Here is a 13097-nt window from a genome sequence, read left to right on the forward strand (position 1 = left end):
CGTTTTATAAAACGCACAAAGGACGCTGTAGAGATTTGGTTCGATCTATTGGGTCTGGTCAGGCCACCATCTGCGGATTGGCCTGAACCAGCGCGACCTTCAGCTTTTCCATCGCCCGGGTCTCAATCTGGCGCACCCGCTCCTTGGAAATACCGAGCTCACAGCCCAGTTCCTCAAGTGTCGCGCCATCCTCCGAAAGTCGCCGTGCACGAATGATGCGCATTTCACGCTCATTCAGATGGGCCATGGCGCCACGTAGCCAATCCAGACGACGCTCGGTATCGATCATATCCGTCACCTGCTCGTCCGGTGTCGGTTCATCGCTGGCCAGCATATCCAGCCGTTCGGCACCCTCTTCACCATTGTTGGAAATCGGTGCTTGCAGGGAGGTATCATTGGAAGAGAGCCGGGCGTCCATCGACTGGACATCGGCAAGGCTGACACCAAGCGCGGTGGCGATTTCCTGGTGGATGGCCTGATCGGTCAAGCGCTGATCGCCTTGAGCCAGCTTTGCCCGCAACCGGCGCAGGTTGAAAAATAGTGCCTTCTGGGAGGAACTGGTGCCGCCGCGCACGATGGACCAGTTGCGCAGGATATAATCCTGCATGGACGCGCGAATCCACCAGCCGGCATAGGTCGAAAAACGCACATCGCGGGTCGGCTCAAACCTTGCCGCAGCTTCCAACAGCCCTATATAGCCTTCTTGAATGAGATCGCCGAGTGGCAGGCCGAAGCCACGGAACTTGGAAGCCATGGCAATCACCAGCCGCATATGGGCATGGGCAATCTGGTTTCGGGCCACCTGATCGTTGCCGTGTTTCCAGCGTACCGCCAGATCATGCTCCTCCTGGCGCTCCAGATACGGTGCGGCCATTGCAATCCTGATGAGCTTCTTATCGGCCTGCAGGGAATTCATTACGACCTCCATTCGCGCGGCACCACGCGCCGCGTCGAGAGCAATTTAAAGGTTCAAACCACGGCAATGAATGTTTCATTCTTTTACGATGGGACTTGCCAAACGGATCACTGCGCGACATATCTTTTGTAGATTTAACTAATGTTCTCAGTCATGAGATGGTGTTTTGCCCGTACCAACGTCGCTGTAACGCTTAAAGCTGCGGAATGTTCCAGCTATAGGGCTGGACAAATTCTGTTGCGCGCCCAAGATACCCGCATCCGCACGCATCAATGGGTCTGCGCAGCGCAAAAAAGCGAATGTCGATCATCTCGCCAACATCTCAGCTCTTGAATTTCACCTGATCTTTCGCCACCTGAAGGCGGTTGCGGGCCGCAGGTGGGACACCCTTTGCGACGCCAGCAAAATACTCTTTTTGCCGCATGCTGAGGGACAGGTCGCAGTGCCCGTCCAGGCATGCTGCCTGACGTGATACGGGAGTTACAATGTCGACAGAAACAGCCGAAAAGCCGGGCGAAACTACGCCAGAATCACATGTGTTCGAAGCCGATGTGGCGCGCCTTCTGCATATGATGGTGCATTCGGTTTATTCGGACAAGGATGTGTTCCTGCGGGAACTGGTTTCCAATGCCGCTGATGCCTGCGAGAAACTACGCTATGAAGCAATTACCACGCCGGGCCTTCTCACCACCGATACCGATCCCCGCATTCAGCTACGGCTCGATGCCGATAACAGGCAATTGATCCTCGAAGACAATGGTATCGGCATGAGCCGGGCCGAGTTGATCGAAGCCCTGGGGACGATTGCCCGCTCAGGAACCCGTGCCTTCATGGAGCGGATCGAGGCCAGCAAGGCGGACGCTGGCAAGACCGGCGAGGATGCCCAGCTGATCGGCCAGTTTGGTGTCGGCTTCTATTCCTGCTTCATGGTGGCGGATAAGGTGGATGTGGCAACACGCCGTGCCGGTGAGACGCAGGCCTGGATCTGGTCCTCCGACGGCAAGGGCAGCTATTCCATCAGCGAGATCAATGCCGACGACGCGCCAGCCCGTGGCACTCGCATCACTCTGCATTTGATGGAGGATGCCAAGGACTATGCTACCCGCGCCCGCGTCGAGCGGATCGTCAAGCAGCAGTCAGGCCATGTCCCGGTTGCGATCACCCTGGTTGAAAAGCCCGGCGACGAACCAACCCGGATCACCGAAGGCACTGCACTCTGGACCCGCCCTAAAACGGAGATCAGCACAGAGGACTACGCCGATTTTTATCGCGGCATTTCCGGTCAATATGACGAACCGGCCTTGACGGTGCATTTCCGCGCCGAAGGCCGGCATGAATATACCGCCCTTGCCTTCGTGCCCGGCACACCCCCTTTCGACCTGTTTGATCCCGACCGCAAAGGCCGCATCAAGCTCTATGTGAAGCGGGTCTTCATCACCGACGATGCCGAACTTCTGCCGCGTTACCTGCGCTTCGTGCGCGGGCTGGTCGATACCGCCGACTTGCCGCTGAACGTATCGCGTGAAATGATCCAGGAAAGCCCGATCCTGTCGGCCATTCGCAAGGGCGTGACCAATCGCATCCTGACCTCCGTGGAAAAACTGGCCCAGAACGAGCCGGAAACCTACAAGACGCTCTGGGAAAATTTCGGCGCAGTGCTGAAAGAAGGGCTCTATGAGGATTTCGAACGGCGCAGCCAATTGCTGGGACTTACCCGTTTTCGCACCACGACATCAGGCGACGACCAGCGTAGCCTTGCCGACTATCTCAAGGACCTCAAGCCGGAACAGGACAGCATTTATTACCTGGCCGGGAGCAACATCGAACAGCTGAGAGCCTCGCCGCAGCTGGAAGGTTTTCGCGCTCGTGGCATCGAGGTTCTACTGCTCTCAGACCAGATCGACAGTTTCTGGGTGATGAATGCTCCGGAGTTTGAGGGCAAGACCTTCAAATCCGTTAGCCAGGGGGCAGCCGACCTTGCAAAATTCGCCAAGGCCGACGCCGGTGCTGATAGCGAACAGGATAGCAACGACCAGGCAAAAGCCGATATTGCCGGCTTTCTGGCGCTCGCCAAGGAACAGTTGAAAGATCTGGTTGCCGATGTCCGCGCCTCAGACCGGCTGACGGAAAGCCCCGCCTGCCTCGTTGCGCCGGAAAGCGGTTATGACCGTCAACTGGAGAAAATATTGGCCGGAGCAGGCCAGCTTGCCTCGACCTCCAAGCCGGTGCTGGAGCTGAATGCAGATCACGCGCTGGTGAAGGCCATGGCGGGTGCCCAGCATACGCCTGCCCTGCAAAATGACGCGATCCATCTGCTGTATGATCAGGCCCGTATTCTTGATGGTGAAAAGCCAGCCGACGCCCGGGCCTTTGCGGAGCGCATGGGACGGCTGTTCGAAAAGGCGCTTCGCGCCTGATAAGTGAAGACTAACGAAAAAAGGCCCGGTTCGCATCTGCAAACCGGGCCTTTTTTGATGAAGGAAGATTATTCCGAAGCGTCGGCGGAATCAGCGTTGAGCTGGCCGTATTTTTCGGCGCCAAGCTTGGAGAACAGCTCGAGCTGAGTTTCGAGGAAGTCGATATGGCCTTCCTCATCCATCAGCAGCTGTTCGAACAGCTTCATGGTGACATAGTCACCAGCCTGATAACAGATGTCGCGGGATTCCTTGTAAGCCGTGCGGGCTTCGTATTCGCCAGCCAGATCGGCCTCCAGAACTTCCTTGACCGTCTGGCCAATGCGCAAGGGCGCCAGCGTCTGAAGATTGGGGTGGCCTTCCAGGAAAATAATGCGCTCGACCAGCTTGTCGGCATGCTGCATTTCTTCGATGGATTCCGCCCGTTCCTTCTTGGCAAGCTTGGTATAGCCCCAATCTTCAAGAAGACGGTAGTGCAGCCAATACTGGTTGACGGCACCCAGCTCCAGAAACAAAGCCTGGTTCAAACGTTCAATAACTTTTGCATCGCCCTTCATCGGCGGACCCCTATTTTGACAGTGACCGGCACAGAGAATTGCCGAGATCTTGGATGATCACCAGAATTATCCATGCAGCCTGATAGATTACAATCCACTGCGCCTCGCTCTCGCGATTTGCACCGGTAATGTCATGATAAAAGCAGGATTGTACCGTCAAGTCGAGCGCTATCTTAGAATGATTCCAAAAAGATTGAAGAAAGCTCAGATTCCACCGAACCGGTCATGCGTTCCGCACAAACGAAAAACCCCGCACGCGCGGGGTTGAAAAGGCAAGGTTCACGCTGCAACGAAGTTAATTGGGGCAATAGCCGCGGCCCGTTGCGCCATATATGGCGCATAAAGGCTCAATGTCGCTCTTTATATCTGCTCGATAATGTCTTAAATGAATTCCGATTTCAGCAGGAAATTATGCAATAAGTCCGCCCCCCAGATCAGACGCCCGTTAGGCTGTCCGACTGATACGATTGCGGCGTTCGATGAGTTCGTTCTTCTGCTCTTCCTGGAAACGCTTCAGGCGCTCCATGAAATTCACGAGGTTTTCGCCATCGCTATTGCGCTGAGCGTGAAAGGCCTTGGTCGTCGAGACGATGATATCCACGACATTCGGGAAGCACCCACAACAGCGACCACGCTTTTCCATGGCGTGATAGACCTTTGCAGGCACGATCAACTGCCAACAGTCCTGCTCAAGAAATTCCGTGATCGTATCGCGGATTTCTTTCTCGGTGATGAAATTGCAACTGCACACCAGCATCGGCTTCAGCCCGTCAAACAAACATGACATCTACTCTCTCGTTTTATGGCTAAATAAGAGGCTATCTGTCAAGAAAAAACATACCGATCACAGGGAAGTTGTTTTATGCGCATGAAATGCGTCAGGAACGATGATAGGGATGGCCGGAGAGAATGGTAACGGCGCGGTAGAGCTGTTCGGCCAGCATGATGCGCACCAGCTGATGCGGCCACGTCATCTTTCCAAGATTCAGCACTAGATCGGCCCGGTCGCGAAAATCCGGGTCAAGCCCGTCGGCCCCACCGATAACGATGACCATGTCACGACGACCGCGATCCTTGTGGTCGCCGACATAGGCTGCGAATTCCTGGCTGTCCCAGCTTTTGCCGCGCTCATCCAGCGCCACGACAAGAGGATTGTCCGGCAGGGATTTTTCAATCTGCACCGCCTCTTCCCGCTTGCGGGTGGCCGAATTCGAGGCTCTGCTTTCCGGCAGCTCGTTGACACGAGAAAATTCTAGCCCGCTCGCCGGACCGGCCTTGGCAAAGCGGTCCAGATAGCGTGACACAAGATCTTTCTCTGGCCCGGCTTTCAACCGGCCAACGGCAACAATGCCTATCCGCATCCCATCCTCTTGAGGGTTCGATCCGCAAAACCAACACCAGCTGAACGGAAACCCGCTCGCTTTCTTGGCAGACAAGGATCATCCCGTCGAAAACACGCGACGATCATTGCCTTTATCGGGCTCGATACCATCTCCAGACCGGCAAATATACCGCCTGTGAGGGTTAGTGCAGTCGGCTTTCCTCGATATCCGGAGCGGCCCACATCTTTTCGATGTTGTAGAACTCGCGGATTTCAGGGCGGAAGACATGTATGATAATGTCTCCTGCGTCGATCAGTACCCAATCGCCGGTCTCAAGACCCTCGACGCGCGGGGCGCCAAAGCCTTCATCCTTCAGATCGGAAACGAGATGTTCGCAGATCGCCACGACGTGACGGGACGAGCGACCGGACACGACCACCATGTAGTCGCCCAGCGCCGATTTTCCGGCAATGTCGATAGAGACGATATCTTCTGCTTTCGAGTCCTCAAGGCTTGTGAGGACCAGCTCAAGCGCGCGGGCTGCGGCATCGACGCCACGTTCCGGGCTTTGCGGGATCGCGACAGTGGCGCGGCCCTTGGTGTGTACTGTTGTCAGAGTTTGTCCTTTCCGTCGGTAACAGCACGAAAACGACTCAGAGGCACCCATTGCCAGTGAGCCAATAATAAGGTGGCACTGAATAGTTAATCTTTCAAGACAGGCCCTGTGCGAAGCGCCGTCGAACTCAGCATTGAACGCGGTCCGTGAATGAAGGTCCAGGCGGGTGCCTGCCTGCGCCACAGCACACCGGCATCGCTTTCATCAACCCGGGCAAAGTCAAACCGCTGCGCCATTTTCGATGACAGATAAGACAGGGTCGCACCGGGCCGATCAATCACCGCAATCGGAAAGGTCATGGCGATCTTCTGCCAATCCTGCCAATGGTGAAAGGAGCGAAGATTATCCGCACCCATGATCCAGATGAAATGTACATGCGGGTTCAGCCGCTTCACATGATCCAGCGTGCGCGCGGTATAGCTCGTCCCCAGCTCCGCCTCAAAGGCGGTGATCTTCAGGCGTGGGTCCTGCGCCAAGCCTTCGCAAAGCGCCAGCCGCTCGGCCAAAGGTGCCAGCTGACTGTGATTCTTCAGCGGATTTCCGGGTGTCACCATCCACCACAGCTGATCCAGGCCCAGCCGGCGAAGGGCAATCTCAGCCACCAGCACATGCCCCTGATGCGGCGGATTGAACGATCCGCCGAACAGGCCCACCACCATACCGCGCTCGGTATGCGGCATGCGCAGATAGTGTGCCGCGACCCCGGAATGGCTCACGTCAGGGCCGGATCTGCCCGGTGCCATGCACCCGGTATTTGAATGAGGTCAATTGCTCGACGCCAACCGGCCCGCGCGCATGCATCTTGCCGGTGGCAATGCCGATTTCCCCGCCCATGCCGAATTCGCCGCCATCGGCAAATTGGGTTGAGGCATTGTGCAACAGGATAGCCGAATCCACTTCATTGAAAAACCGCTCGACCACAGCAGGATCTTCAGCAATCACCGCTTCGGTATGGTTGGAAGAATAGCGGGCGATATGGTCGATGGCCCCACCGATGCCATCGACAACGGCAACCGAGATGATCGCATCGAGATATTCGGTACGCCAATCCTCGTCCACAGCAGCCTTCAGGCCGGGAAAGACTTTCAACACAGTCGCCGAGGCGCGAATCTCACAACCGGCCTCGGTCAGGGCTTCGAGGAGCGGCATCAAATGACTGCCGATGGCAGCACTATCGACAAGCAGGGTTTCCGCCGAGCCGCAAACGCCGGTCCGGCGCATCTTGGCATTGACGACAATGTTTTTCGCCATGTCGAGATTGGCGGAGCCATCGACATAAACGTGGCAGAGACCTTCCAGATGGGCAAAGACCGGAACCCGGGCATCCGATTGCACCCGCGCCACCAGGCTCTTGCCGCCACGCGGCACGATCACGTCAATCGTGCCGTTCAGCCCGGTCAGCATCGCGCCAACCGCAGCGCGATCCGTAACCGGCACCAGCTGGATGGCATGGTCCGGCAGCCCGGCGGCCACAAGCCCAGCCACCAGGCAGGCATGAATGGCGCGCGAGGAATTGACTGAGTCCGAGCCGCCGCGCAGGATCACTGCATTGCCGGATTTCAGGCAAAGCGCCCCCGCATCCGCCGTCACATTCGGACGGCTTTCATAAATCACCCCGATCACGCCAAGAGGGGTGCGGACCCGCTCGATCTTCAAACCATTCGGACGCTCCCAGGCCGCGATGACTTCACTGACCGGGTCTTTCAACTCGGCCACCTCGCGCAGGCCCTTGGCCATCGCGGTGATCCGCTCTTCATTCAGCGTGAGCCGGTCGATGAAGGAGGCCGCCAGCCCTGCCGTTTCGGCAGCCTTGAGATCAATGGCATTGGCGGCGATGATCTGGCTTTTCCCGGTCAGGATCGCCTCACTCATCGCCATCAGCGCGGCATTTTTCTGGTCAGCCGAGGCAATGGCCAACGGTCGCGCAGCAGCCTTGGCCTTGGCGCCGATGTCCAGCATCAGTGCGTCAATACCATCCGCCTTGGCGACTGTGTCAAGCATGGGCCTCGTCCTTCTTCTTTATACTCTTGCCGGCTTTCCTGCCGGTCTGTTCCGTCATCACCAGATCGTCCCGGTGGATCATCGCCGAGCGTCCGGCATAGCCGAGCAGCGCCTCGATCTCCGCCGATTTATGCCCGGCAATGCGGCGCGCCTCATCGGCATCGTAACCCGCCAGGCCACGGGCAATTTCCCGTCCCTCAAGCCCAACAACCGAAATCGTGTCACCACGATGAAAGTGGCCGGAGACCTCGCGCACGCCTGCGGGCAACAGGCTCTTGCCAGCCCGAAGGGCTGTTTCAGCACCCGCATCGACGCTCAGAATACCGGCGGGTTGCAATTGTCCGGCAATCCAGGTCTTACGGGCCGTCACCGGCATGGCAGACGGAGCAAACCAGGAATGGGCCGCCCCCTCATCGATGCCGCGTAACGGATTGAGCAGCTTGCCCGATGTGATAATCATCGCACACCCGGCACTTGTGGCAATCTTGCCCGCGTCGATCTTGGTGCGCATGCCGCCGCGCGAAAATTCCGACGCCGCACCGCCCGCCATCGCCTCGATTTCCGGGGTGATTTCGGCAATGACAGGCAGAAGTTTCGCGTCAGGATCGAGATGTGGTGGTGCGGTATAAAGACCATCGATATCGGAGAGCAGGATCAGCAGATCGGCACCGGTCATCGTTGCCACCCGGGCCGCCAGCCGATCATTATCGCCATAGCGGATTTCGGTGGTCGCCACCGTGTCGTTTTCGTTGATGATCGGCACCGCCCCAAGCTTCAGCAACTGGCTGATCGTGGCGCGCGCATTGAGATAGCGGCGACGCTCCTCCGTATCACCCAGCGTCAGCAGGATCTGGCCTGCAACAATGGATGACCGCGACAGGCTTTCCGACCAATGCCGCGCCAGAGCAATTTGCCCCACGGCGGCCGCCGCCTGGCTTTCCTCCAGCTTCAAGGCACCGGCTGGTAGGTTCAGCACCGTGCGGCCAAGCGCAATGGCGCCAGACGACACGACCAGCACCTCGACCCCCCTGGCGCGCAGGGCGGCGATATCGTCACAGACGGCATCGAGCCAAGCATGTTTCAGGCCGGAACCCCGGTCCACCAGCAGGGCCGAGCCGATCTTGATGACGATGCGCTTATACTGCGAGAGAGAGGCAAGCGGCGCGCTCATTCCTCGCCCTCCTCACTCTCCTCTGGTTCATTTTCGTGTTGGGGCCGATCTTCCAGCTTGTGGCGATGTTTCTTCGGCCGCTGCGAAATCGTCTCATCGTCATAGCTGCGATTTTCAACAATCACGTCGCGCAACGCCCGCAGAACTTCGAGCATTCCCTTGCCGGTAATCGCCGAAATCATCATTGGCTTCTTGCCGCAGGCCTTTTGCAGGGCCTTGAGCTTCTTTTTCAGCTCATCCTCGTCCAGCACATCGATCTGCGACAGGGCGACGATTTCAGGCTTATCTTCCAAGCCGCCATCATAGGCTTCCAGCTCATGGGCAACCGTGGTGTAGGCCTTGGCGACATCGTCTTCCTGGGCGGAGACCAGATGCAGCAGCACCCGCGTGCGCTCGACATGGCCGAGGAAGCGGTCGCCAATGCCAACCCCTTCATGGGCACCTTCGATCAGGCCGGGAATGTCGGCCAGAATGAACTCGCGCTCATCCACGGTCGCCACGCCCAGATTGGGATGCAGGGTGGTGAAGGGATAATTGGCGATTTTCGGGCGAGCCCGCGTCACCGCCGCCAGGAAGGTGGATTTTCCGGCATTCGGCAGGCCGACCAGACCGGCATCGGCAATCAATTTCAGCCGCAGCCAGATGGTCTTTTCTTCGCCTTCCAGGCCAGGATTGGCCCAATCGGGCGCCTGGTTGGTGGCCGATTTGAAATGCGCATTGCCAAAGCCGCCATTGCCGCCCGCCGCCAGCCGGAAGCGCTGGCCCTCGGTGACCATATCGACAATCAGCGTTTCGGCGTCTTCTTCGAAGATCTGGGTGCCGACAGGCACTTTCAGCGTCACATGCTCGCCATTGGCACCGGTGCGGTTGCGCCCCATGCCATGGGTGCCGACCGTGGCCTTGAAATGCTGCTGGAACCGAAAATCGATCAGGGTGTTGAGACCATTGACGGCCTCCACCCAAACATCGCCACCGCGCCCGCCATCGCCACCATCCGGCCCGCCGAACTCGATGAACTTCTCGCGGCGGAACGAGACAGCACCTGCGCCGCCGTCACCTGATCGAATATAGACCTTTGCCTCGTCGAGAAATTTCATGTCGCTGCCATACTTCCTGTGTCAGGATACTCATATCATATATGCGGCCATCGTTATCGCCGCTTGACGCGGAGGTCAAAGAGTATCGTGCGTTTCGTCAGTTACAATATTCAATACGGGATCGGCCTGGACGGCAAATTCGACCCGATCAGGATCGCCAAAAACCTCGAGGGCGCCGATGTGATCGCCCTCCAGGAAGTCACCCGTGGCTATCCCGCCAATGGCGGGGCCGACCTGCCGGAGATTTTCGCCAACCATTTTCCCGAATACCATTGGGTTTATGGACCCGCCTGCGACCTGCACGCCTCTTCGGCGCTGATCAAGGGCCGCCGGGTCGACAAGCGCTTCCAGTTCGGCAATATGGTGCTGTCGCGCTGGCCGATCCTGGCCAACCGGCTGCTGCTGTTGCCGCGCACCCGAACCTTCGAAAAGCTCAACAATCAGCGCGCCGCCACCGAAGCGGTGATCGATGCGCCCGGCGGGGCGCTCCGGGTCTATTCCGTCCATCTCGACCATGTCGCACCGGACGAACGCATCGCCCAGATCCGGTTTCTGAAGGACCGCGCCATCAACTTCATCCAGGAAGGCGGCGCAATGACCGGTGGACAGGAATTTGCCCTGCCGCAACCGCCGCTGCCGGAGGATTTTCTGCTGATGGGCGATTTCAACATGCAGCCGGAATCGCCGGAATATCGGGAGATGGTCGGAACCATCGACGCTTATTACGGTCGCACCGCCCGCGCCGACGCCCCTCTGGACGCATTGGCCCGGCTCGGCAAACTCAATGCCGGCAGTTACAGCTGGGAAGAGGTCGGCAAGCCGGATATGCGCATGCATCTCGATTACTGTTTCCTAAGCGGCTCTCTGGCTCACCGCCTGAAAGCGGCAAGCGTCGATACCGATGCGGTCGGCTCAGACCATTTTCCGGTCTGGGTGGAATTGGATTGAGGGTGCGGCGGCCCTGTCCGGCCGCCGCACCTGTCTTTAAAACGCTTTCGCTCTCTGAAACCCGTCCTGCGTCAGGCGGGTTTCAATATGCGGTGCCATAGCATTGCGCGACAGGCTGTAGAGATCGGCGCAGCGCGTCAGGGTGAAGCCCAGCTTCTCCTGGATCTTCAAGGATGCGGCATTATCGGCAAAGGCACCGGAATGTAGCACCGCCTCCGGCATCCGCCGGAAGAACCGTTCCACCGCAGCCTGGGCCGCCTCGCTCATCAACCCCTGCCCCCAATAGAAGCGGTTGAGCCAATAGCCGAGATGCCAAAGCCCATGGCGCAGCTCCAGGCCGACCATGCCGATGTGGACATCATCGCCCGACGTGATAGCGAGGTGCCAATCCGGCATGACACCGGCACCGATGCGATTCAGCCAGTCGCAAGCATCCTGCCGGTCATAGGGCATTGGTACCCGGCTTAGCATCCGCGTCACCTGCCAGTCGTTCAGCGAGGCGGCAATGGCGTCCGCATCGGAAAGCCGATGCGGACGCAGGACCAATCGTGGCGTTTCAATCACCAGGCAAGGCCCAAGCGAGGGGAACCGCGTTTGCAGCCGGGGCTTTTCAAGAGCAGCCATCACCGCATCTCCCCCCAGCTCTTCAGCGACATCCAGGTCTTGCGATCCAGCCGGTACCATTCCACCGGCACCATGCCACGGGCAGCCAGATGGCCGACCATGCCGGAGCCCTGGAACTGAAAACCGCATTTCTGGATAACGCGGCGCGCAGCCACATTGGTGACGCGGCAACGGGCATCGATAAAGGCGATGTCACGGGTCCGGAAGGCCATATCGATCAGGGCATGGGCTGCTTCCGTCGCATAGCCGTTGTTCCAATAGGGTTCGCCCAGCCAATAGCCGATTTCAAGCGTCTCCAGATCCGTATGCGGCTCCAGCGCGCAGCACCCGAGGAATTCGCCGTTTTCGCCTTTTGTAATCGCATAGACGCATTTACCGATCTCGCCGAGATTGGAACGTCGCACAAAATCGGCGGCATCGGCTGCCGTGTAAGGATGTGGCATGCGCGACACCATGGTCGCAACGGCGGCGTTATTGGCGAGATGGGTAAGGGCGTCAATGTCTTCTACATGCGGAGCGCGCATAACCAGCCGCTGCGATAAGAGGACAGGGCAACTTTGCCTTAACCGATCCGGCCTCAACCGATCGTCGGGTGACCGTAATTGGTCATCCCTCAGTAATAAGCGTTCCATGGCTCAGTCTCCTTTGGAGGTAAGAAAAAAGGGAAGAGAGGTGGCGCCTCATCTTCCCTTTTTGTCTGACTGAACCTGTTCGCTCAGCCGGGTCGATGAGACGCCGGCTGTTGATAAGCGACCGGCTTTTATTCTGCGGCTTCCGCCGTTTTCGGCATGACGGACACGAAGACGCGACCGTTGGACTTCGTACGGTAGGTGACATTGCCGGTGGTGAGTGCAAAGATCGTATGGTCCTTGCCCATGCCGACGTTTGCGCCCGGATGCCACTGCGTGCCGCGCTGACGAACGATAATATTGCCTGGAATGACGACTTCGCCGCCGAACTTCTTCACGCCAAGGCGCTTGGACTCGGAATCGCGACCGTTGCGCGACGAACCGCCAGCTTTTTTATGTGCCATTGGAGTTCTCCTTTAAAACCTGGTTTCCCGTTGACCGATTACGCAGCGACGATGTCGGTGATGCGAACGACTGTGTGGTGCTGGCGATGGCCGCGCGACCGCTTGGAATTCTGGCGACGGCGCTTCTTGAACGCGATGACCTTCTTGCCACGGTTATGCTCGACAACTTCAGCCTTCACGGTTGCACCAGCAACAAAAGGCGCACCAATCGTCGCGTCGGCACCAACGCCAACAACGAGAATTTCGGTGAATTCAACGATAGCACCAGCTTCGGCTTCCAGCTTTTCGATGGTCAGCACGTCGTTGGCGGCTACGCGGTACTGCTTACCGCCGGTCTTGATGACTGCGAACATATTTTATCCTTCCATGTTCGTTACCGGTTCTGACCGGCAAATGCC

The 13097-nt window shown here is 58.2% G+C and carries 15 protein-coding genes; 2 read left to right on the plus strand and 13 right to left on the minus strand.

Annotated elements, in window-relative coordinates; translation table 11 throughout:
* Positions 1-58: 58 nt before the first annotated feature.
* A complete protein-coding gene (locus AVCG78_RS15175) occupies positions 59-916 on the minus strand; it encodes an RNA polymerase factor sigma-32 (protein ID WP_015917504.1) in 858 nt (285 codons plus the stop codon).
* 485 nt (positions 917-1401) lie between these two features.
* Here AVCG78_RS15175 and htpG point away from each other — a divergent pair, with 485 nt between their 5' ends.
* Positions 1402-3333 carry a molecular chaperone HtpG gene (gene htpG, locus AVCG78_RS15180; protein WP_071203094.1) on the plus strand — a complete coding sequence of 644 codons (1932 nt, stop codon included), beginning with the start codon at positions 1402-1404 and terminating at the stop codon, positions 3331-3333.
* 68 nt (positions 3334-3401) lie between these two features.
* Here htpG and bfr read toward each other — a convergent pair whose 3' ends face one another.
* From bfr to obgE, 8 genes are all read right to left on the minus strand, one after another.
* A complete protein-coding gene (gene bfr, locus AVCG78_RS15185; protein WP_015917506.1) occupies positions 3402-3887 on the minus strand; it encodes a bacterioferritin in 486 nt (161 codons plus the stop codon).
* A 445-nt stretch (positions 3888-4332) separates the two neighbouring features.
* Positions 4333-4644 carry a (2Fe-2S)-binding protein gene (locus AVCG78_RS15190; RefSeq protein ID WP_071205380.1) on the minus strand — a complete coding sequence of 104 codons (312 nt, stop codon included), beginning with the start codon at positions 4642-4644 and terminating at the stop codon, positions 4333-4335.
* Between the two features lie 121 nt (positions 4645-4765).
* Positions 4766-5248: a 23S rRNA (pseudouridine(1915)-N(3))-methyltransferase RlmH gene (gene rlmH, locus AVCG78_RS15195; protein ID WP_071203096.1), complete on the minus strand. Its 483-nt coding sequence runs from the start codon at positions 5246-5248 to the stop codon at positions 4766-4768.
* A gap of 163 nt (positions 5249-5411) precedes the next feature.
* Positions 5412-5876, minus strand: coding sequence for a ribosome silencing factor (rsfS, locus tag AVCG78_RS15200; protein WP_041697243.1), 465 nt, complete (start codon positions 5874-5876; stop codon positions 5412-5414).
* Positions 5877-5911: 35 nt separating this feature from the next.
* Entirely contained in the window at positions 5912-6568 is a 657-nt protein-coding gene (locus AVCG78_RS15205; protein ID WP_015917510.1) for a nicotinate-nucleotide adenylyltransferase, read from the minus strand.
* Positions 6543-7826: a glutamate-5-semialdehyde dehydrogenase gene (locus AVCG78_RS15210; RefSeq protein WP_071203098.1), complete on the minus strand. Its 1284-nt coding sequence runs from the start codon at positions 7824-7826 to the stop codon at positions 6543-6545. Before AVCG78_RS15210 ends, AVCG78_RS15205 begins: the two co-directional genes overlap by 26 nt.
* Complete coding sequence (gene proB / locus AVCG78_RS15215; RefSeq protein WP_071203099.1) at positions 7819-8997, minus strand: glutamate 5-kinase; 1179 nt, start codon at positions 8995-8997, stop codon at positions 7819-7821. Before proB ends, AVCG78_RS15210 begins: the two co-directional genes overlap by 8 nt.
* Entirely contained in the window at positions 8994-10094 is a 1101-nt protein-coding gene (gene obgE, locus AVCG78_RS15220; RefSeq protein WP_071203101.1) for a GTPase ObgE, read from the minus strand. Before obgE ends, proB begins: the two co-directional genes overlap by 4 nt.
* A gap of 87 nt (positions 10095-10181) precedes the next feature.
* Between obgE and AVCG78_RS15225 the strand changes: the two genes are divergently transcribed.
* The gene (locus AVCG78_RS15225) at positions 10182-11042 is read left to right on the plus strand and encodes an endonuclease/exonuclease/phosphatase family protein (RefSeq protein WP_071203103.1); all 861 of its coding nucleotides are present in this window, start codon (positions 10182-10184) and stop codon (positions 11040-11042) included.
* A gap of 36 nt (positions 11043-11078) precedes the next feature.
* Here AVCG78_RS15225 and AVCG78_RS15230 read toward each other — a convergent pair whose 3' ends face one another.
* The 4 genes from AVCG78_RS15230 to rplU all read right to left on the minus strand — a co-directional run bounded on the left by AVCG78_RS15230 (position 11079) and on the right by rplU (position 13052).
* On the minus strand, positions 11079-11666 hold the full coding sequence (locus tag AVCG78_RS15230) for a GNAT family N-acetyltransferase (protein ID WP_071203105.1): 588 nt from the start codon (positions 11664-11666) through the stop codon (positions 11079-11081).
* The gene (locus AVCG78_RS15235; RefSeq protein ID WP_015917516.1) at positions 11666-12298 is read right to left on the minus strand and encodes a GNAT family N-acetyltransferase; all 633 of its coding nucleotides are present in this window, start codon (positions 12296-12298) and stop codon (positions 11666-11668) included. Before AVCG78_RS15235 ends, AVCG78_RS15230 begins: the two co-directional genes overlap by 1 nt.
* Positions 12299-12426: 128 nt before the next feature.
* Positions 12427-12699, minus strand: coding sequence for a 50S ribosomal protein L27 (rpmA, locus tag AVCG78_RS15240; RefSeq protein WP_015917517.1), 273 nt, complete (start codon positions 12697-12699; stop codon positions 12427-12429).
* A 38-nt stretch (positions 12700-12737) separates the two neighbouring features.
* Entirely contained in the window at positions 12738-13052 is a 315-nt protein-coding gene (gene rplU / locus AVCG78_RS15245) for a 50S ribosomal protein L21 (protein ID WP_015917518.1), read from the minus strand.
* Positions 13053-13097 lie beyond the last annotated feature (45 nt).

This window comes from Gillisella vitis, from assembly GCF_021559775.1.
Classification (GTDB): Bacteria; Pseudomonadota; Alphaproteobacteria; order Rhizobiales; family Rhizobiaceae; genus Allorhizobium; species Allorhizobium ampelinum.